The 16311-nt window shown below is 58.7% G+C and carries 30 protein-coding genes; 29 read left to right on the forward strand and 1 reads right to left on the reverse strand.

Features of this window, described 5'->3' with window-relative positions:
- The 29 genes from PH558_RS14015 to PH558_RS14155 form a co-directional block, all read left to right on the forward strand.
- On the forward strand, window positions 1–226 hold a 226-nt coding region (locus PH558_RS14015), incomplete at its 5' end, for an EF-Tu C-terminal domain-related protein (protein WP_483314156.1).
- A gap of 308 nt (window positions 227–534) precedes the next feature.
- Window positions 535–843, forward strand: a complete 309-nt coding sequence (rpsJ, locus tag PH558_RS14020) for a 30S ribosomal protein S10 (protein WP_003547547.1) — start codon at window positions 535–537, stop codon at window positions 841–843.
- 39 nt (window positions 844–882) lie between these two features.
- Window positions 883–1524, forward strand: coding sequence for a 50S ribosomal protein L3 (gene rplC / locus PH558_RS14025; protein ID WP_069611897.1), 642 nt, complete (start codon window positions 883–885; stop codon window positions 1522–1524).
- A gap of 13 nt (window positions 1525–1537) precedes the next feature.
- A complete protein-coding gene (gene rplD, locus PH558_RS14030) occupies window positions 1538–2158 on the forward strand; it encodes a 50S ribosomal protein L4 (protein WP_015339599.1) in 621 nt (206 codons plus the stop codon).
- Entirely contained in the window at window positions 2155–2448 is a 294-nt protein-coding gene (locus PH558_RS14035) for a 50S ribosomal protein L23 (protein ID WP_015339600.1), read from the forward strand. Before rplD ends, PH558_RS14035 begins: the two co-directional genes overlap by 4 nt.
- Window positions 2449–2459: 11 nt before the next feature.
- Entirely contained in the window at window positions 2460–3296 is an 837-nt protein-coding gene (gene rplB / locus PH558_RS14040; protein ID WP_095434667.1) for a 50S ribosomal protein L2, read from the forward strand.
- 15 nt (window positions 3297–3311) lie between these two features.
- Entirely contained in the window at window positions 3312–3590 is a 279-nt protein-coding gene (gene rpsS / locus PH558_RS14045) for a 30S ribosomal protein S19 (RefSeq protein WP_037199970.1), read from the forward strand.
- Between the two features lie 2 nt (window positions 3591–3592).
- The gene (gene rplV / locus PH558_RS14050; RefSeq protein ID WP_285205026.1) at window positions 3593–3982 is read left to right on the forward strand and encodes a 50S ribosomal protein L22; all 390 of its coding nucleotides are present in this window, start codon (window positions 3593–3595) and stop codon (window positions 3980–3982) included.
- Window positions 3982–4707, forward strand: a complete 726-nt coding sequence (gene rpsC, locus PH558_RS14055) for a 30S ribosomal protein S3 (RefSeq protein ID WP_004118393.1) — start codon at window positions 3982–3984, stop codon at window positions 4705–4707. Before rplV ends, rpsC begins: the two co-directional genes overlap by 1 nt.
- A 36-nt stretch (window positions 4708–4743) precedes the next feature.
- Complete coding sequence (rplP, locus tag PH558_RS14060; protein WP_004118395.1) at window positions 4744–5157, forward strand: 50S ribosomal protein L16; 414 nt, start codon at window positions 4744–4746, stop codon at window positions 5155–5157.
- A gap of 11 nt (window positions 5158–5168) precedes the next feature.
- Window positions 5169–5369 (forward strand): 50S ribosomal protein L29, encoded by a 201-nt coding sequence (gene rpmC, locus PH558_RS14065; RefSeq protein ID WP_007690763.1) that lies wholly within the window; start codon window positions 5169–5171, stop codon window positions 5367–5369.
- A 12-nt stretch (window positions 5370–5381) separates the two neighbouring features.
- On the forward strand, window positions 5382–5621 hold the full coding sequence (gene rpsQ / locus PH558_RS14070; protein ID WP_015339604.1) for a 30S ribosomal protein S17: 240 nt from the start codon (window positions 5382–5384) through the stop codon (window positions 5619–5621).
- Between the two features lie 227 nt (window positions 5622–5848).
- Complete coding sequence (gene rplN, locus PH558_RS14075) at window positions 5849–6217, forward strand: 50S ribosomal protein L14 (protein ID WP_003573790.1); 369 nt, start codon at window positions 5849–5851, stop codon at window positions 6215–6217.
- 11 nt (window positions 6218–6228) lie between these two features.
- Window positions 6229–6537: a 50S ribosomal protein L24 gene (rplX, locus tag PH558_RS14080; protein ID WP_069611900.1), complete on the forward strand. Its 309-nt coding sequence runs from the start codon at window positions 6229–6231 to the stop codon at window positions 6535–6537.
- On the forward strand, window positions 6530–7087 hold the full coding sequence (gene rplE / locus PH558_RS14085; protein ID WP_069611901.1) for a 50S ribosomal protein L5: 558 nt from the start codon (window positions 6530–6532) through the stop codon (window positions 7085–7087). The genes rplX and rplE overlap by 8 nt, the downstream gene beginning before the upstream one ends.
- Window positions 7088–7120: 33 nt before the next feature.
- Window positions 7121–7426 carry a 30S ribosomal protein S14 gene (gene rpsN / locus PH558_RS14090; protein WP_004118406.1) on the forward strand — a complete coding sequence of 102 codons (306 nt, stop codon included), beginning with the start codon at window positions 7121–7123 and terminating at the stop codon, window positions 7424–7426.
- A 12-nt stretch (window positions 7427–7438) separates the two neighbouring features.
- Complete coding sequence (gene rpsH, locus PH558_RS14095; RefSeq protein WP_015339607.1) at window positions 7439–7837, forward strand: 30S ribosomal protein S8; 399 nt, start codon at window positions 7439–7441, stop codon at window positions 7835–7837.
- Between the two features lie 43 nt (window positions 7838–7880).
- Complete coding sequence (rplF, locus tag PH558_RS14100; RefSeq protein ID WP_092715850.1) at window positions 7881–8414, forward strand: 50S ribosomal protein L6; 534 nt, start codon at window positions 7881–7883, stop codon at window positions 8412–8414.
- 12 nt (window positions 8415–8426) lie between these two features.
- Window positions 8427–8789, forward strand: a complete 363-nt coding sequence (rplR, locus tag PH558_RS14105; protein WP_069611903.1) for a 50S ribosomal protein L18 — start codon at window positions 8427–8429, stop codon at window positions 8787–8789.
- Window positions 8790–8919: 130 nt separating this feature from the next.
- Window positions 8920–9489: a 30S ribosomal protein S5 gene (gene rpsE, locus PH558_RS14110; protein WP_004118414.1), complete on the forward strand. Its 570-nt coding sequence runs from the start codon at window positions 8920–8922 to the stop codon at window positions 9487–9489.
- A gap of 13 nt (window positions 9490–9502) precedes the next feature.
- Window positions 9503–9715 (forward strand): 50S ribosomal protein L30, encoded by a 213-nt coding sequence (gene rpmD / locus PH558_RS14115; protein WP_007690786.1) that lies wholly within the window; start codon window positions 9503–9505, stop codon window positions 9713–9715.
- Window positions 9716–9732: 17 nt separating this feature from the next.
- Window positions 9733–10203 carry a 50S ribosomal protein L15 gene (gene rplO, locus PH558_RS14120; RefSeq protein WP_069611904.1) on the forward strand — a complete coding sequence of 157 codons (471 nt, stop codon included), beginning with the start codon at window positions 9733–9735 and terminating at the stop codon, window positions 10201–10203.
- Window positions 10204–10429: 226 nt separating this feature from the next.
- Entirely contained in the window at window positions 10430–11770 is a 1341-nt protein-coding gene (secY, locus tag PH558_RS14125) for a preprotein translocase subunit SecY (protein WP_075852346.1), read from the forward strand.
- The gene (locus tag PH558_RS14130) at window positions 11767–12417 is read left to right on the forward strand and encodes an adenylate kinase (protein ID WP_095434670.1); all 651 of its coding nucleotides are present in this window, start codon (window positions 11767–11769) and stop codon (window positions 12415–12417) included. Before secY ends, PH558_RS14130 begins: the two co-directional genes overlap by 4 nt.
- A gap of 216 nt (window positions 12418–12633) precedes the next feature.
- Window positions 12634–13002: a 30S ribosomal protein S13 gene (rpsM, locus tag PH558_RS14135; RefSeq protein ID WP_004118424.1), complete on the forward strand. Its 369-nt coding sequence runs from the start codon at window positions 12634–12636 to the stop codon at window positions 13000–13002.
- A 131-nt stretch (window positions 13003–13133) separates the two neighbouring features.
- Entirely contained in the window at window positions 13134–13523 is a 390-nt protein-coding gene (gene rpsK, locus PH558_RS14140; RefSeq protein WP_004118426.1) for a 30S ribosomal protein S11, read from the forward strand.
- Between the two features lie 103 nt (window positions 13524–13626).
- The gene (locus tag PH558_RS14145; RefSeq protein WP_047634789.1) at window positions 13627–14637 is read left to right on the forward strand and encodes a DNA-directed RNA polymerase subunit alpha; all 1011 of its coding nucleotides are present in this window, start codon (window positions 13627–13629) and stop codon (window positions 14635–14637) included.
- A gap of 47 nt (window positions 14638–14684) precedes the next feature.
- Window positions 14685–15107, forward strand: coding sequence for a 50S ribosomal protein L17 (rplQ, locus tag PH558_RS14150; protein WP_015339614.1), 423 nt, complete (start codon window positions 14685–14687; stop codon window positions 15105–15107).
- Window positions 15108–15279: 172 nt separating this feature from the next.
- Window positions 15280–15687 carry a ribosomal maturation YjgA family protein gene (locus PH558_RS14155; protein ID WP_285205027.1) on the forward strand — a complete coding sequence of 136 codons (408 nt, stop codon included), beginning with the start codon at window positions 15280–15282 and terminating at the stop codon, window positions 15685–15687.
- Between the two features lie 23 nt (window positions 15688–15710).
- Here PH558_RS14155 and PH558_RS14160 read toward each other — a convergent pair whose 3' ends face one another.
- Window positions 15711–16229 carry a DinB family protein gene (locus tag PH558_RS14160; RefSeq protein ID WP_285205028.1) on the reverse strand — a complete coding sequence of 173 codons (519 nt, stop codon included), beginning with the start codon at window positions 16227–16229 and terminating at the stop codon, window positions 15711–15713.
- Window positions 16230–16311 lie beyond the last annotated feature (82 nt).

A 16311-nucleotide genomic window follows, 5' to 3' on the forward strand; every position in this document is an offset into this window, starting at 1 on the left:
TACGCCGTTCTTCACGAACTACCGTCCGCAGTTCTACTTCCGTACGACTGACGTGACCGGCATCGTGACGCTTCCGGAAGGCACGGAAATGGTTATGCCTGGCGATAACGTCACGGTTGACGTCGAGCTGATCGTTCCGATCGCGATGGAAGAAAAGCTTCGCTTCGCCATCCGCGAAGGCGGCCGTACCGTCGGCGCTGGCATCGTGGCATCCATCGTCGAGTAATTCGAAGACGGCCACTCCATCCGAGTGGCCGATTCGATGACATTATTATGATGCAAGCGGCACTAGCCGCTTGCTTATGACATAGAAATGTTGCAAATGGCGCGCGAGCGCGATTTGCGCGCTGCTTCGGATAACGAAGCGGCCAATGAAATTAACAATAAGGTGGGCCGAAAGGCCTAAAGAGTGGATAGGGATGCCGCAGTCGGCGTCCCTCTCGATCTTTGAAACCGGTGGTCCGCCTTAGGAAACAGAACAAACCGTGCCTTTTCGAAAGGCACGCGAGATAACAAACACAAGGATAACGTCGAATGAACGGCCAAAATATCCGCATTCGCCTGAAGGCGTTCGATCACCGGATTCTCGATGCTTCCACGCGCGAGATCGTGTCGACGGCGAAGCGCACCGGTGCAAGCGTCCGGGGCCCCGTTCCGCTTCCGACTCGTATCGAGAAGTTTACGGTAAACCGGTCCCCGCACATCGACAAGAAGAGCCGCGAGCAGTTCGAGATGCGCACGCATAAGCGCCTCCTCGACATCGTTGACCCGACCCCGCAGACGGTAGACGCGCTGATGAAGCTCGATCTCGCCGCCGGTGTCGATGTTGAGATCAAGCTCTAAGGCCTCCGGTCGTCGAGCTGAGTGAGAAGGATTGAACCGATGCGTTCAGGTGTGATTGCACAGAAGGTGGGAATGACCCGCGTCTATAACGACGCCGGCGAGCATGTCCCGGTTACCGTATTGCGTATGGAAGGCTGCCAGGTCGTAGCCCAGCGCACAGTTGAAAAGAATGGCTACACCGCAGTTCAGCTGGGTGCCGGCCAAGCTAAGGTTAAGAACACGACGAAGGCTCTTCGCGGCCATTTCGCCGTCGCAAGCGTAGAGCCGAAGGCCAAGCTCGCAGAATTCCGTGTCACGGAAGACAATCTGCTTGAAGTCGGCACCGAGCTTAACGCAGGTCACTTCACGGCGGGTCAGCTCGTCGACGTGACCGGCACGACGATCGGTAAGGGCTTTGCCGGCGCCATCAAGCGCCACGGCTTCGGCGGTCTGCGCGCCACGCACGGTGTGTCGGTTTCGCACCGTTCGCACGGTTCGACCGGCTCGCGCCAGGATCCGGGCAAGGTGTTCAAGAACAAGAAGATGGCTGGTCACATGGGCCAGACCCGCGTCACGACGCAGAACCTTGAAGTGGTATCGACCGACGAAGATCGCGGTCTGATCCTGGTCAAGGGTGCGGTTCCCGGCTCCAAGGGTGCCTGGATCATCGTGCGCGACGCCGTCAAGTCGGCAGCGAAGTAAGGGAGCCAAACCAATGGAATTCAACGTCAAGACCCTTGAGGGCAAAGACGCCGGGAAGGTTTCCCTTTCTGATGCGATTTTCGGCCTCGAGCCGCGTGAAGACATTCTCGCTCGCGTCGTTCGCTGGCAGCTCGCCAAGAAGCAGCAGGGCACGCATCAGGCCAAGGGCCGCGCGGACGTAGCGCGCACCGGCGCCAAGATGTACAAGCAGAAGGGTACGGGCCGCGCTCGTCACCATTCGGCTCGCGCTCCGCAGTTCCGCGGCGGTGGTAAGGCTCACGGCCCGGTCGCTCGCAGCCACGAGCATGATCTGCCGAAGAAGGTTCGCGCCCTCGGCCTGCGTCACGCTCTCTCTGCCAAGTTCAAGGCTGAAGATGTGATTGTCATCGACAATCTCGTCGCTACCGAAGCCAAGACCAAGGCACTCGCTGGCGCTTTCGAGACGCTCGGCCTGACGAACGCTCTGTTCATCGGCGGTGCTGAACTCGACAGCAACTTCAAGCTCGCAGCCCAGAACATCCCGAATATCGATGTTCTCCCGGTTCAGGGCATCAACGTTTATGACATCCTGCGCCGCGGCAAGCTCGTGCTGTCCAAGGCTGCAGTTGAAGCTCTAGAGGAGCGATTCAAGTGACGGATCTTCGCCATTACGATGTGATCGTTTCTCCTGCGATCACCGAAAAGTCCACGCTGCTTTCGGACAATAACCAGGTTGTTTTCAACGTTGCCAAGACCGCGACGAAGCCGGAAATCAAGGCTGCCGTCGAAGCGCTCTTCGGCGTCAAGGTTACGGCCGTTAACACTCTGCTGCGCCTCGGCAAGACCAAGCGGTTCAAGGGTCTCGTCGGCAAGCAGAAGGACGTGAAGAAGGCTGTTGTGACGCTTGCCGAAGGCCAGTCGATCGACGTCTCCACCGGTCTCTGAGGAATAAGAAAATGGCATTGAAAACATTCAATCCGACGACCCCGAGCCAGCGTCAGCTGGTCATTGTCGATCGCTCCTCGCTCTACAAGGGCAAGCCGGTCAAGTCGTTGACCGAAGGCCTCACCTCCAAGGGTGGCCGTAACAACACCGGCCGCATCACCGTCCGTTTCCAGGGCGGTGGTCACAAGCGCAGCTATCGTCTGGTCGACTTCAAGCGTCGCAAGTTCGACGTCGAGGGAACCGTCGAGCGTATCGAATACGATCCGAACCGTACCGCTTACATCGCTCTGGTGAAGTACACGGACGGCGAACTGGCCTACATCATTGCTCCGCAGCGTCTTGCTTCGGGCGATAAGGTCATCGCTTCGGAAAAGGCAGTGGACGTGAAGCCTGGCAACACCATGCCGCTTCAGTTCATCCCGGTCGGCTCCATCATCCACAATGTGGAAATGAAGCCGGGCAAGGGCGGTCAGATCGCTCGCTCCGCTGGTTCCTACGCTCAGCTCGTCGGCCGCGACCAGGGCATGGCGATCCTTCGCCTGAACTCGGGCGAACAGCGCCTCGTGCACGGCACCTGCCTTGCCACGATCGGTGCGGTTTCGAACCCGGATCACGGCAACATCAACGACGGTAAGGCTGGTCGTTCGCGTTGGCGTGGCAAGAAGCCGCATAACCGCGGCGTTGTCATGAACCCGGTCGACCATCCGCACGGCGGTGGTGAAGGCCGCACCTCCGGTGGTCGCCATCCGGTGACCCCATGGGGCAAGCCGACCAAGGGCAAGCGTACGCGGTCGAACAAGTCGACCGACAAGATGATTATGCGCTCGCGCCATCAGCGCAAGAAGTAAGAGAGGAAGTCTCAAGTGGCTCGTTCAGTATGGAAAGGTCCGTTTGTTGACGGCTATCTTCTCAAGAAGGCTGAGAAGGTGCGTGAAGGCGGACGTAACGAAGTAATCAAGATGTGGAGCCGTCGCTCCACGATCATGCCGCAGTTCGTTGGTCTCACCTTCGGCGTCTACAACGGCAGCAAGCACATTCCGGTCAGCGTCAATGAAGACATGGTCGGACACAAGTTCGGCGAGTTCGCCCCGACCCGTACCTACTATGGTCACGGTGCGGACAAGAAGGCGAAGAGGAAGTAACAATGGGCAAGGCAAAAACCGAACGCCGGCTGAAGGAAAACGAGGCGCAGGCAGTTGCGCGCACGCTCCGCGTCAGCCCGCAGAAGCTCAACCTAGTCGCGGCTTCGATCCGCGGCAAGAAGGTTGACCGCGCGCTCGCAGAGCTGGAATTCTCGCGCAAGCGTATCGCTGGCGCCGTGAAGAAGACGCTCGAATCTGCGATCGCCAATGCAGAAAACAACCACGATCTCGACGTTGACTCGCTGGTCGTTGCGGAAGCTTACGTCGGCAAGTCGATCGTCATGAAGCGTTTCCACGCTCGTGGTCGTGGCCGCGCATCTCGCATCGAGCGTCCGTTTGCGCACCTGACGATCGTCGTTCGTGAAGTGGAAGCTCAAGGGGAGGCCGCATAATGGGTCAGAAAATCAATCCGATCGGCTTTCGTCTTGGCATCAACCGTACCTGGGATAGCCGCTGGTTCGCGGACAATGCCGAGTACGGCCAGCTCCTCCACGAAGACCTGAAGATGCGCAAGTTCGTCATGAACGAACTAAAGCAGGCTGGTATCTCCAAGGTGGTCATCGAGCGTCCGCACAAGAAGTGCCGCGTCACGATCCACTCGGCTCGTCCGGGCCTGATCATCGGCAAGAAGGGCGCTGACATCGACAAGCTCCGCAAGAAGCTGTCGGACATGACGAATTCCGAAACGCACCTCAACATCGTTGAAGTTCGCAAGCCGGAAATCGACGCGACGCTGGTTGCCCAGTCGATCGCTCAGCAGCTGGAACGCCGTGTTGCTTTCCGTCGCGCGATGAAGCGCGCCGTTCAGTCCGCGATGCGTCTTGGCGCCGAAGGCATCAAGATCACCTGCGCCGGCCGTCTCGGCGGTGCAGAAATCGCTCGTACGGAATGGTACCGCGAAGGTCGCGTGCCGCTGCATACGCTGCGCGCCGACATCGACTACGGTACGGCTGAAGCAGAAACCGCTTTCGGTATCTGCGGCATCAAGGTCTGGATCTTCAAGGGCGAAATCCTTGAGCACGATCCGATGGCCTCCGAACGCCGCGCGCTCGAAGGCGACGCCCAGGGTCCGGCTAGCCGCGATCGCGATAGAGACCGTCGCCGCGACAACGCTTGATAGCGTACGTGGCAGATAAGTTCGGAGAATAAGAAAATGTTGCAGCCAAAGCGTACGAAGTACCGCAAGCAATTCAAGGGCCGCATCAAGGGCGTTGCCAAGGGTGGTTCTGATCTGGCGTTCGGCGAATTCGGCCTGAAGTCGCAGGAGCCTAACCGCGTCAACGCTCGCGAGATCGAAGCGGCCCGCCGCGCGATCACGCGCTATATGAAGCGCGCCGGCCGTGTATGGATCCGCGTGTTCCCGGATGTTCCGGTAACCGCAAAGCCGACCGAAGTCCGTATGGGTAAAGGTAAGGGCTCTGTCGAATACTGGGCATGCAAGGTCAAGCCCGGCCGTATGATGTTCGAGATCGACGGTGTGAGCGAAGAAATCGCTCGTGAGGCTCTGCGCCTCGGCGCTGCCAAGCTCTCGGTCAAGACGCGCTTCGTTCAGCGCATTGCAGAGTAAGGAAGAAGCTCATGAAAGCCGCAGATGTTCGCGCCCTGAGCGCCGACCAACTCAAGGACGAGCTTGCCAAGCTGAAGAAGGAGCAGTTCAACCTGCGCTTTCAGAAGGCGACCGGCCAGCTCGAGAAGTCCTCGCGCATCAATGAAGTCCGCAAGGACATCGCTCGCGTAAAAACCATTGCCCGCCAGAAGGCGGCAGAAGCAAAGGCCTAAAGGAAAAATAACATGCCGAAGCGCATTCTGCAGGGCGTCGTGGTCAGCGACAAGAACGAGAAGACGGTAGTTGTTCGCGTTGAGCGTCGTTTCGCTCACCCGCTGCTCCAGAAGACCGTTCGTCGTTCCAAGAAGTACAAGGCTCACGACGAAAACAATCAGTACAAGACCGGCGACGTCGTTTCCATCGAGGAATGCGCACCGATCTCCAAGGACAAGACCTGGACGGTCATTTCCGCCCAGTCCAAGTAACAGAATTTCGCTCAGGCCCTTGCGCTTGGGCGAAATATCTGTATGAAGCACGAGCTTGGAAGCAGGACGCTCGCGAACGGGCGTTCTTTTGCTTTATTGATGGCCGGCTGAGGCAACCCATTGTGGTTCCGAAGCCTAGGCATAATCAGACAAGACACTAGTCCATAAGCCGGGGTAGGGGGTCGATTGGCCCAACCATTCCGGTAACAACAAGAAGGCGACCTGACATGATTCAGATGCAAACAAACCTCGACGTGGCGGATAATTCCGGCGCACGTCGTGTCATGTGCATCAAGGTGCTGGGCGGCTCGAAGCGCAAGTATGCCTCGATCGGCGACGTTATCGTCGTTTCGATCAAGGAAGCTATTCCGCGCGGCCGTGTGAAGAAGGGTGACGTGATGAAGGCGGTTGTTGTTCGTACCGCCAAGGACATCCGTCGTCCGGATGGCAGCGTCATCCGCTTCGATACCAACGCAGCAGTCCTCATCGACAACAAGAAAGAGCCGATCGGCACCCGTATCTTCGGACCGGTTCCGCGCGAACTTCGCGCCAAGAACCACATGAAGATCATCTCGCTGGCTCCAGAAGTACTGTAAGGAGCGGAGCGATGCAGAAGATCCGTAAAGGCGACAAGGTTGTCGTATTGACCGGTAAGGACAAGGGCCGTACCGGCGAAGTCATTCAAGTGCTGCCGAAGGAAGACCGTGCGGTCGTTCGTGGCGTCAACGTCATCAAGCGCCATCAGCGCCAGACGCAGAACCAGGAAGCCGGCATCATCAGCAAGGAAGCCCCGCTTCACCTGTCCAACATTGCGATCGTCGACAAGGACGGCAAGCCGACCCGCGTCGGTTTCAAGGTTGTGGATGGCAAGAAGGTCCGTGTGGCCAAGACCTCGGGAGAAGTGATCGATGGCTGAGGCAAAGTACGAGCCGCGGCTCAAGAAGGAATATGTTGCTCGCATCCGTGCAGCCATGCAGGAGCAGTTCTCCTACGCTAACGAGATGCAGATCCCGAAGCTGGACAAGATCGTGATCAACATGGGTGTTGGCGAAGCGACGGCTGATTCGAAGAAGCCGACCGTTGCCGCTGCAGACCTCGCGGCCATCGCTGGCCAGAAGCCGGTCATCACCCGCGCACGCAACTCCATCGCTGGCTTCAAGGTCCGCGAAAACATGCCGATCGGCGCGAAGGTTACCCTGCGCGGCGCCCGCATGTACGAGTTCCTGGATCGTCTGGTCAACATCGCGCTTCCGCGCGTTCGCGACTTCCGCGGCCTGAACCCGAAGAGCTTTGACGGTCGTGGCAATTTTGCCATGGGCATCAAGGAGCACATTGTGTTCCCTGAGATCAACTACGACAAGGTTGATCAGATGTGGGGCATGGACATCATCGTTTGCACGACGGCGACGACCGACGACGAAGCACGGGCTCTTCTGAAAGAGTTCAACTTCCCGTTCCGTCAATAACCGTAACGACGAGCGTAGAAAAGGAACCCTGATATGGCGAAGACAAGCGCAGTTGAAAAGAACAAGCGCCGCCGCAATACGGTTGCCAACCAGGCCGCGAAGCGGGCTGCTCTCAAGGCAATCATCATGAACCAGTCTCTCTCGATCGAAGACCGGTTCAAGGCCACTCTGAAGCTGGCATCGCTCCCGCGCGATGGATCGAAGACCCGTATTCGCAACCGTTGCGAAGTGTCTGGCCGTCCGCGCGCCTACTACCGCAAACTGCGCATGTCGCGTATCGCGCTGCGTGAACTCGGCAATCTCGGCAAGGTGCCGGGCATCGTCAAGTCCAGCTGGTAAGGAGCAGATTAGATGTCTATGACTGATCCTTTGGGCGATATGCTCACCCGCATCCGCAATGGCGCTTCGCGCCGCAAGTCGTCGGTTTCGACGCCTGCGTCCAAGCTCCGTGCACGCGTTCTCGATGTGCTCCAGGCTGAAGGCTACATCCGTGGCTATTCCGTCGTCGATTTTGGCAACGGCAAGTCTGAGCTCAACATTGAACTCAAGTACTACGAAGGCGCTTCGGTGATCCGCGAGATCGGCCGTGTGTCCAAGCCGGGCCGCCGGGTTTACGTCTCGGTCAAGTCCATTCCGCAGGTCGCGAACGGTCTCGGCATCACCATCCTTTCGACCCCGAAGGGTGTGATGGCCGATCACCAGGCTCGCGAACAGAATGTTGGTGGCGAGGTTCTCTGCTCGGTCTTCTAAGATCGGACAGAGATATCTCCTTCGAAACAGACAGGTTTGAAAAATGTCTCGTATCGGTAAGAAGCCCGTTCAGGTACCTGCAGGGATCACGGCCACGGTTGATGGCCAAAAAGTGACTGCCAAGGGCCCCAAGGGCGAGCTGTTTTTCGTCGCTAACGACGAAATCGGTCTCAAGCTGGAAAACAATGCAATCGTCGTGACGCCGCTCAACGACTCCAAGGATGCTCGCGCAAAGTGGGGCATGTCCCGCACGATGATCGAGAACATCTTCAAGGGTGTTAAGGACGGCTACGAGCGCAAGCTCGAAATCAACGGCGTCGGCTACCGTGCCTCCATGCAGGGCAAGAACCTGCAGCTCGCGCTCGGCTTCAGCCACGACGTGGTTTATGAGCCGCCGCAGGGTATCTCGATCGCTGTGCCGAAGCCGACGGAAATCGTCGTCACCGGCATCAACAAGCAGCAGGTCGGCCAGGTTGCCGCTGAAATCCGCGAATATCGCGGCCCCGAGCCCTACAAGGGCAAGGGTGTGAAGTATGCCGAAGAGCGGATTGTCCGCAAAGAAGGCAAGAAGAAGTAAGGAACACGCGAAATGGCTAGCAGGAAAGAAGCACTTGCGCGTCGCGCCAACCGCGTGCGCCGCCAAATCAAGTCGGTGGCCAATGGCCGTCCGCGCCTGTCGGTTCATCGCTCGTCGAAGAACATCTACGCCCAGATCATCGATGACGTGGCTGGTAAGACCCTCGCGGCTGCCTCCACCCTCGACAAGGATCTGCGCGGTTCTCTGAAGACCGGTGCCGATACCGCAGCCGCAGCCCTCGTTGGCAAGCTCGTTGCAGAGCGCGCCTCCAAGGCCGGCGTGAAGGAAGTCGTGTTCGATCGCGGCGCTTTCATCTACCACGGCCGCATCAAGGCCCTGGCTGAAGCAGCCCGCGAAGGCGGCCTGACCTTCTAATCAGATTTCCGGCCGGTGATCCCTAGGATGCCGGCCGGATATTCACCGGACCGCAAATCTCCGTTAGGAGGTTGATGCGGTCTTCGTTTTGTTTGCCCGTTGCACCCGGAAAAGAAAAAGGAAGAGGACAATGGCACAGGAAAAGAGGGCTCCGCGGGAAGACCGTCAGAGCCGTGAAGAGCGCGATAGCGAATTCGTCGACAAGCTGGTCGCGATCAATCGCGTCGCCAAGGTTGTTAAGGGTGGCCGTCGCTTCGGCTTCGCCGCTCTCGTCGTCGTCGGCGACCAGAAGGGCCGCGTAGGCTTCGGCCATGGCAAGGCACGCGAAGTGCCGGAAGCCATCCGCAAGGCAACCGAAAGCGCCAAGCGCGACATGATCTTCGTACCGTTGCGCGACGGCCGTACGCTGCATCACGACGTCCATGGCCGTCATGGCGCCGGCAAGGTTCTGCTGCGCTCGGCCAAGGTCGGTACCGGTATCATCGCCGGCGGTCCGATGCGCGCCGTTTTCGAAACGCTTGGCGTTCATGACGTCGTTGCCAAGTCGACCGGTTCGTCGAACCCGTACAACATGGTTCGCGCCACGTTCGACGCCCTGAAGCACCAGGTTCACCCGAAGGACATCGCAGCTCAGCGCGGCATCAAGTATGCCACCCTGCAGGCTCGCCGCGCCGCTTCGGGCAACGCCTCCGAAGAATAAGGGAGTTTGACCTATGGCCAAGACGACCAAGAAGGCTGAAGCTAAGGCGACCGTTACGGTCGAGCAGATTGGCAGCCCGATCCGCCGTCCGGATGTTCAGCAGAAGACGCTGATCGGTCTCGGACTGAACAAGATGCACCGTCGCCGCACGCTGGAAGATACTCCGGCTGTTCGTGGCATGATCCGTGCTGTCCAGCATCTCGTTCGCGTTGTCGACGAGAAGTGAGCCGGAGGTAATTCGCTATGAAACTGAATGAAATCAAGGATAACGAAGGCTCGACCCACAGCCGCAAGCGCCTCGGCCGCGGCATCGGCTCCGGCTCCGGCAAGACCGGTGGCCGTGGTGTGAAGGGTCAGAAGTCCCGTTCGGGCGTTGCGATCAACGGCTTCGAAGGCGGTCAGATGCCCATCTACCGTCGTCTGCCGAAGCGCGGCTTCAACAACATCTTCGCATCCGACTACGTTGTCGTATCGCTGGCACGCATCCAGGCGGCCGTCGATGCTGGCAAGCTCGATGCCAAGAGCACTGTTGATGCAGCAGCCCTCAAGGCAGCTGGCGTTATTCGCCGCGTCAAGGACGGCGTTCGGGTTCTCTCGGACGGCGAACTGAAGGCGAAGCTTGCTCTTGAAGTTGCAGGCGCTTCCAAGTCTGCAGTCGAGAAGATCGAAAAGGCTGGCGGTTCCGTCAAGCTGCTCGCTGCTGCCGCAGAATAATATTATCAACAATCGCCCGAAGTGACTTCACTTCGGGCGATTTTGCTCCCATATGTGAGCCTCACGAATCTGATCGATGCGGCAAGTGTCTTTCCGATCGATAACGGGAACCAAGGGTGAGGCGCCCGATTGCAGCGCAATCCGTCCGAAGCCCGGCTTTTGAACAATTTACAGACCGATTCCGGACTCGGCCGACTATGCCGGAATTGGTGATGCGGAGATTTGCATGGCTTCTGCAGCGGAACAATTGGCGTCCAACCTCAATTTTTCGACCTTTGCCAAAGCCGAGGATCTCAAGAAGCGCCTGTGGTTTACGCTCGGCGCTCTCCTCGTCTACCGGCTCGGCACCCACATTCCGCTTCCTGGCCTCAATCCTGCCGCTTATGCCCAGGCTTTCCAGAATCAGTCGGGCGGCATTCTCGGCCTCTTCAACATGTTCTCGGGCGGCGCCGTGCAGCGCATGGCGATCTTCGCGCTCGGCATCATGCCTTATATTTCCGCCTCGATCATCGTTCAGCTGATGACGTCGGTCGTTCCTTCGCTCGAGAACCTGAAGAAGGAAGGCGAGCAGGGCCGCAAGATCATCAACCAGTACACCCGCTACGGCACGGTGCTGCTCGGCGCATTGCAGGCCTATGGTATTGCGATCGGCCTGGAGCATGGCAACGGCGTCGTCGTCGATCCCGGCTGGTTCTTCCGCATTTCCACCGTCATAACGCTGCTGGGCGGCACCATGTTCCTGATGTGGCTCGGTGAGCAGGTGACGTCGCGCGGTATCGGCAACGGCATCTCGTTGATCATCTTTGCCGGTATCGCTGCAGGTCTTCCGACCGCGCTCGCTGGCACTCTTGAACTCGGCCGCACCGGCGCGCTTTCCACGCCTCTTATTCTGGCCGTGCTGGTCGTCGCCATTCTGGTCATTGCGCTCATCGTCTTCGTCGAGCGCGCGCAGCGTCGCCTGCTGATCCAGTATCCGAAGCGCCAGGTTGGCACCCGCATGTTCCAGGGCGATACGTCGCACCTGCCGCTGAAGCTTAACACTTCGGGCGTTATCCCCGCGATATTCGCATCGTCGCTGCTGCTGCTGCCGGCAACGGCTGCCGGTCTTGGTAACAATACGGCGCTGCCGACCTGGGTTACCTCCATCGTTGCAGCACTCGGCCACGGACAGCCCGTCTATATGGTGCTCTACGCTGCTCTGATCGCCTTCTTTGCCTTCTTTTACACCGCGCTGGTCTTCAATCCGAAGGACACGGCCGACAATCTGAAGAAGCATGGCGGCTTCATTCCGGGCATTCGTCCGGGCGAGCGCACTGCCGAATATATCGATTACGTGCTGACCCGCATCACGGTCATCGGCGCGATCTATCTTGTCTTCGTCTGCATCCTGCCCGAAATTCTCGTATCCCAGACAGGTATTCCCTTGTCTCTGGGTGGCACTTCGCTTCTGATCGTGGTTAGCGTAACGCTGGATACGGTGGCGCAGATTCAGGGTCACCTGATCGCACAGCAATATGAAGGCCTGATCAAGAAATCGAAGTTGCGTGGAGGAAAGAGGGGGCGATGAGACTCATACTTTTAGGGCCGCCGGGAGCAGGTAAGGGGACCCAGGCCCAGCGCATCGTGGAAAAGCATGGCATTCCGCAGCTTTCCACCGGCGACATGCTGCGCGCGGCCGTTCAGGCCGGCACGGAAGTCGGCAAGCGCGCCGACGCCTTGATGAAGGCTGGCAAGCTCGTTCCAGACGAGGTGGTCAACGCGATCGTTTCCGAGCGTATCGACCAGCCGGATTGCGCGAGGGGGTTCATCCTCGACGGTTTTCCCCGCACGCTGGTGCAGGCGGATGCAACCGAAAAGATGCTCAATGCGAAAGGCCTCGAGCTTTCCGTCGTTATCGAGCTCAAGGTCGATGATGCCGAACTGATTCGCCGCGTCTCAGGCCGCTATTCCTGCTCGAACTGCGGCAGCGTCTATCACGACACTGACAAGGTTCCTGCAAATGCGGGTGTCTGCGACAAATGCGGCTCGACGCATTTCAAGCGCCGCCCGGACGACAATGCCGAAACCATGGCGACTCGTCTTCAGGTCTACTACAAGGAGACCTCGCCGCTGATCGGTTACTACTATGCCAAGGGTAAGTTGCAGAGCATCGACGGCATGGCCGATATCGAGCATGTGACCGAGAGCATAGAGGCTATCCTGGCTAAGCTTTAGATAGCTTAAAATAAACTTGCCGGAGCGGTTGCTTTTTTGCGCTGATTCCGCTAAACACCGCGCCAACTCGCGACATGCTATGCGATCGGCGCGGATTTCCAACGGGAAGTCCGGGTACGGTCGTTTTGACATGTGGCGGACGCACATTGAACAAGCAGCTCCCGGGCTGCATAACAAGACCTTTGCCAAGGCAAAAGGAATGCAAGGAGAACAGGCGTGGCTCGTATCGCTGGCGTCAACATCCCGACTGCAAAGCGCGTAGTTATTGCGCTTCGTTACATTCACGGGATCGGACCGAAGTTTGCTCAGGAAATCTGCGAGAAGGTCGGTATTCCGGCCGAGCGTCGCGTCAACCAGTTGACGGATGCCGAAGTTCTGCAGATCCGCGAAACCATCGACCGTGACTATCAGGTCGAAGGTGATCTGCGTCGCGAAACCGCGATGAACATCAAGCGTCTCATGGACCTTGGTTCTTACCGTGGTCTGCGTCATCGCCGCGGCCTGCCGGTTCGCGGCCAGCGCACGCACACCAATGCCCGCACCCGCAAGGGCCCGGCAAAGGCGATCGCCGGTAAGAAGAAGTAATTTCCGGGCAACCGGATTTGGGAGGCTGGCGGTCCGCCGGCCTCTTTTGAGTTTGAAGCGGTGCTCCGTGGGCGCCGCTTCGGTGTAGCCGCTGGCATTACGGCGGTGCAGAGATCCAAGAAAGGACTAACATGGCCAAGGAAGCCGTACGCGTTCGTCGTCGCGAGCGTAAAAATATCACGTCGGGCGTCGCACACGTCAACTCGACCTTCAACAACACGATGATCACTATCACCGACGCACAGGGCAACGCGATTGCCTGGTCGTCCGCTGGTGCCAAGGGCTTCAAGGGTTCGCGCAAGTCGACCCCGTTCGCCGCCCAGATCGCTGCCGAAGACTGCGCCAAGAAGGCTCAGGAACATGGCATGAAGTCGCTCGAAGTTGAAGTTTGCGGTCCGGGCTCCGGTCGTGAATCCGCTCTGCGCGCGCTCCAGGCTGCTGGTTTCATGATCACGTCCATCCGCGACGTGACCCCGATCCCGCACAATGGTTGCCGCCCGCGCAAGAAGCGTCGCGTCTGATCATCGCCACTCACGACACCGGCCGGGGTAGATGCGCCCGGCTTGGTGTTACTCAAGCTCGGTTGCCACGATTGGATGGTGGCAACGAACGGAAGGCAAAAACATGATTCAGAAAAACTGGCAGGAACTGATCAAGCCCAACAAGGTCGAGTTCACCTCGAGCGGCCGTACGAAGGCAACGCTCGTGGCCGAACCGCTGGAGCGTGGCTTTGGTCTCACCCTCGGCAACGCGCTGCGTCGCGTTCTGCTGTCCTCTCTGCGCGGTGCCGCTGTAACGGCCGTGCAGATCGACGGCGTATTGCATGAGTTCTCCTCTATCCCGGGCGTCCGGGAAGACGTGACGGACATCGTGCTGAACATCAAGGAAATCGCCATCAAGATGGACGGCGATGACAGCAAGCGCATGGTCGTCCGTAAGCAGGGCCCAGGTGTCGTAACTGCTGGCGACATCCAGACGGTCGGCGATATCGAAATCCTCAACCCCGAGCATGTTATCTGCACGCTCGACGAGGGCGCCGAAATCCGCATGGAATTCACCGTCAACAACGGCAAGGGCTATGTGCCCGCCGAGCGCAATCGTGCGGAAGACGCTCCGATCGGCCTCATCCCGGTCGATAGCCTCTATTCGCCGGTCAAGAAGGTGTCCTACAAGGTTGAAAATACCCGCGAAGGACAGGTTCTCGACTACGACAAGCTGAGCATGTCGATCGAAACCGACGGTTCGATCAGCGGTGAAGATGCCGTCGCTTTCGCGGCTCGCATCCTCCAGGATCAGCTTGGCGTGTTCGTCAACTTCGACGAGCCGCAGAAGGAAGCCGAAGAAGAAGCAGTCACCGAACTCGCTTTCAACCCGGCGCTCCTCAAGAAGGTGGACGAGCTGGAACTGTCCGTTCGCTCGGCAAATTGCCTGAAGAACGACAACATCGTCTACATCGGCGACCTCATTCAGAAGACCGAAGCAGAAATGCTCCGCACGCCGAATTTTGGTCGCAAGTCGCTGAACGAAATCAAGGAAGTTCTCGCTTCCATGGGCCTGCACCTCGGCATGGAAGTGCCGGCATGGCCGCCCGAGAACATCGAAGATCTCGCCAAGCGTTACGAAGACCAATACTAACCAACAAACTGCAGGCGAACGATGTCTGCAAGTGAAGGAGAATAGCCATGCGCCACGGTAAAGCCGGCCGCAAGCTGAATAGAACCGCTAGCCACCGTAAGGCGATGTTCGCCAACATGGCAGCTTCGCTCATCACCCATGAGCAGATCGTCACCACGCTCCCGAAGGCGAAGGAAATTCGTCCGATCGTCGAGAAGCTGGTAACCCTCGGCAAGCGCGGCGACCTGCACGCTCGTCGTCAGGCCATCTCGCAGATCCGCGACGCTGCTGTCGTTTCGAAGTTGTTCGATGCGATCGCAACCCGCTACGCCACCCGCAACGGCGGCTACCTGCGTATCATGAAGGCCGGCTTCCGCCAGGGCGACAATGCCGCTCTCGCAGTCGTCGAGTTCGTCGATCGCGACGTCAACGCCAAGGGCGCAGCCGACAAGGCTCGCGTTGCTGCTGAAGAAGAAGCCGCAGCCGCTTAAGGCCAGGCTTCAGATTAAATATAGAAGGCCGGATGAGCGATCATCCGGCCTTTTGTCGTTTGTGCTCGCGCGAACGGTCTTCCAATATTCCTGATTGCTTTGGAGTATCGCAATCAGTCTTGCTGAATCGCAGTCGACTCAGGTCCATCAGGGGCAGGGAGTGTCGTGGGACATGCAGCGAAAATTGACGCGTGAGAGACTGCTTCTGGTCGTGTCGCTACTGGTGACCATCGCCAGCGGTCTTGCATTGCGGCGCTATGGCTATGCGATCAATCTGCCTTTCATGGTCGTCAAATATGGCGGCTCATTACTGTGGGGAGCGATGGTCTATTGGCTCCTGGCGGCAATCTTCGTGTCACAGGGGCGTTTCAGGATTGCCGTGGCTGCGCTGCTCATCGCGGTCGCCGTGGAGGTTTTCAGGCTCTGGCACACGCCTGATCTCGATGCTTTTCGATTGACCGCCGCCGGAGCCCTGTTGCTGGGCAGGGTGTTCTCGCCCTGGAATATCGTCGCCTATGCCGTCGGCATCGCGCTGGCGCTGGCGCTCGATTGCGCACTGTCGAAGCCCAGGCCGTTGTGAAAAGCCAAAACCGCCCCGGTGGCTCATTCAGCCGCCATTGCCAGCCTGCGCGCGGGTTCGCTGCGATGAAGATGTACGGCAAGTGTGTCCCAGGGCGGTGTCATGGAAAGCTGCGTCAGAAGCCGACCGATCTCGCCCCTGTGGTAGCCTCCATGCGTGACGACATGAACGAGCATCTCCTGGCGCGTCATGCAGCCATTGTCGCCATCCGTGAAGACGAACGGTACCGGAGCTGACAGAAGCTCCGGGCTGATGGTCTCGACATAGGTCAGATACCATTGATTCGAGGCCGCCAGCGCCTGGCGAAGATCGGGTAGGGAGGGCGTCTCCGGCGTATTGTCGTCCGAGTAGCCGTGCTCCCTTCCGGTGAGATGCGCCGCGAATATGCGACCGACGACCAGCGAGTGGTTCATCAGGCGTATGGAGAGATGACGTTCCTTGCTGTGGCGGGCAGGATCGAGGCGACCGATAGCGTCGAGCAATTCCTCATTCGCCCAGGCCTGATAGCGGAACAGAGTTTGCAGCAATGATATTTCGCTCATGATGAAACACTCTTTCGTCGGTCGATGAAATGCGAGTAATCTGTTCACATTTTCATGGAATGGGTGCCGCATGTCTACTCGC

The sequence above is a fragment of the Rhizobium pantanalense genome, from assembly GCF_030182525.1.
GTDB lineage: Bacteria > Pseudomonadota > Alphaproteobacteria > Rhizobiales > Rhizobiaceae > Rhizobium.

Coding starts and splice junctions, on each gene's coding strand:
- rpsJ (WP_003547547.1), top strand. CDS start 535: ATGAACGGCCAAAATATCCGCATTCGCCTGAAGGCGTTCGATCACCGG.
- rplC (WP_069611897.1), top strand. CDS start 883: ATGCGTTCAGGTGTGATTGCACAGAAGGTGGGAATGACCCGCGTCTAT.
- rplD (WP_015339599.1), top strand. CDS start 1,538: ATGGAATTCAACGTCAAGACCCTTGAGGGCAAAGACGCCGGGAAGGTT.
- rplB (WP_095434667.1), top strand. CDS start 2,460: ATGGCATTGAAAACATTCAATCCGACGACCCCGAGCCAGCGTCAGCTG.
- rplV (WP_285205026.1), top strand. CDS start 3,593: ATGGGCAAGGCAAAAACCGAACGCCGGCTGAAGGAAAACGAGGCGCAG.
- rpsC (WP_004118393.1), top strand. CDS start 3,982: ATGGGTCAGAAAATCAATCCGATCGGCTTTCGTCTTGGCATCAACCGT.
- rplP (WP_004118395.1), top strand. CDS start 4,744: ATGTTGCAGCCAAAGCGTACGAAGTACCGCAAGCAATTCAAGGGCCGC.
- rpmC (WP_007690763.1), top strand. CDS start 5,169: ATGAAAGCCGCAGATGTTCGCGCCCTGAGCGCCGACCAACTCAAGGAC.
- rpsQ (WP_015339604.1), top strand. CDS start 5,382: ATGCCGAAGCGCATTCTGCAGGGCGTCGTGGTCAGCGACAAGAACGAG.
- rplN (WP_003573790.1), top strand. CDS start 5,849: ATGATTCAGATGCAAACAAACCTCGACGTGGCGGATAATTCCGGCGCA.
- rplX (WP_069611900.1), top strand. CDS start 6,229: ATGCAGAAGATCCGTAAAGGCGACAAGGTTGTCGTATTGACCGGTAAG.
- rplE (WP_069611901.1), top strand. CDS start 6,530: ATGGCTGAGGCAAAGTACGAGCCGCGGCTCAAGAAGGAATATGTTGCT.
- rpsN (WP_004118406.1), top strand. CDS start 7,121: ATGGCGAAGACAAGCGCAGTTGAAAAGAACAAGCGCCGCCGCAATACG.
- rpsH (WP_015339607.1), top strand. CDS start 7,439: ATGTCTATGACTGATCCTTTGGGCGATATGCTCACCCGCATCCGCAAT.
- rplF (WP_092715850.1), top strand. CDS start 7,881: ATGTCTCGTATCGGTAAGAAGCCCGTTCAGGTACCTGCAGGGATCACG.
- rplR (WP_069611903.1), top strand. CDS start 8,427: ATGGCTAGCAGGAAAGAAGCACTTGCGCGTCGCGCCAACCGCGTGCGC.
- rpsE (WP_004118414.1), top strand. CDS start 8,920: ATGGCACAGGAAAAGAGGGCTCCGCGGGAAGACCGTCAGAGCCGTGAA.
- rpmD (WP_007690786.1), top strand. CDS start 9,503: ATGGCCAAGACGACCAAGAAGGCTGAAGCTAAGGCGACCGTTACGGTC.
- rplO (WP_069611904.1), top strand. CDS start 9,733: ATGAAACTGAATGAAATCAAGGATAACGAAGGCTCGACCCACAGCCGC.
- secY (WP_075852346.1), top strand. CDS start 10,430: ATGGCTTCTGCAGCGGAACAATTGGCGTCCAACCTCAATTTTTCGACC.
- PH558_RS14130 (WP_095434670.1), top strand. CDS start 11,767: ATGAGACTCATACTTTTAGGGCCGCCGGGAGCAGGTAAGGGGACCCAG.
- rpsK (WP_004118426.1), top strand. CDS start 13,134: ATGGCCAAGGAAGCCGTACGCGTTCGTCGTCGCGAGCGTAAAAATATC.
- PH558_RS14145 (WP_047634789.1), top strand. CDS start 13,627: ATGATTCAGAAAAACTGGCAGGAACTGATCAAGCCCAACAAGGTCGAG.
- rplQ (WP_015339614.1), top strand. CDS start 14,685: ATGCGCCACGGTAAAGCCGGCCGCAAGCTGAATAGAACCGCTAGCCAC.
- PH558_RS14155 (WP_285205027.1), top strand. CDS start 15,280: ATGCAGCGAAAATTGACGCGTGAGAGACTGCTTCTGGTCGTGTCGCTA.
- PH558_RS14160 (WP_285205028.1), bottom strand. CDS start 16,229: ATGAGCGAAATATCATTGCTGCAAACTCTGTTCCGCTATCAGGCCTGG.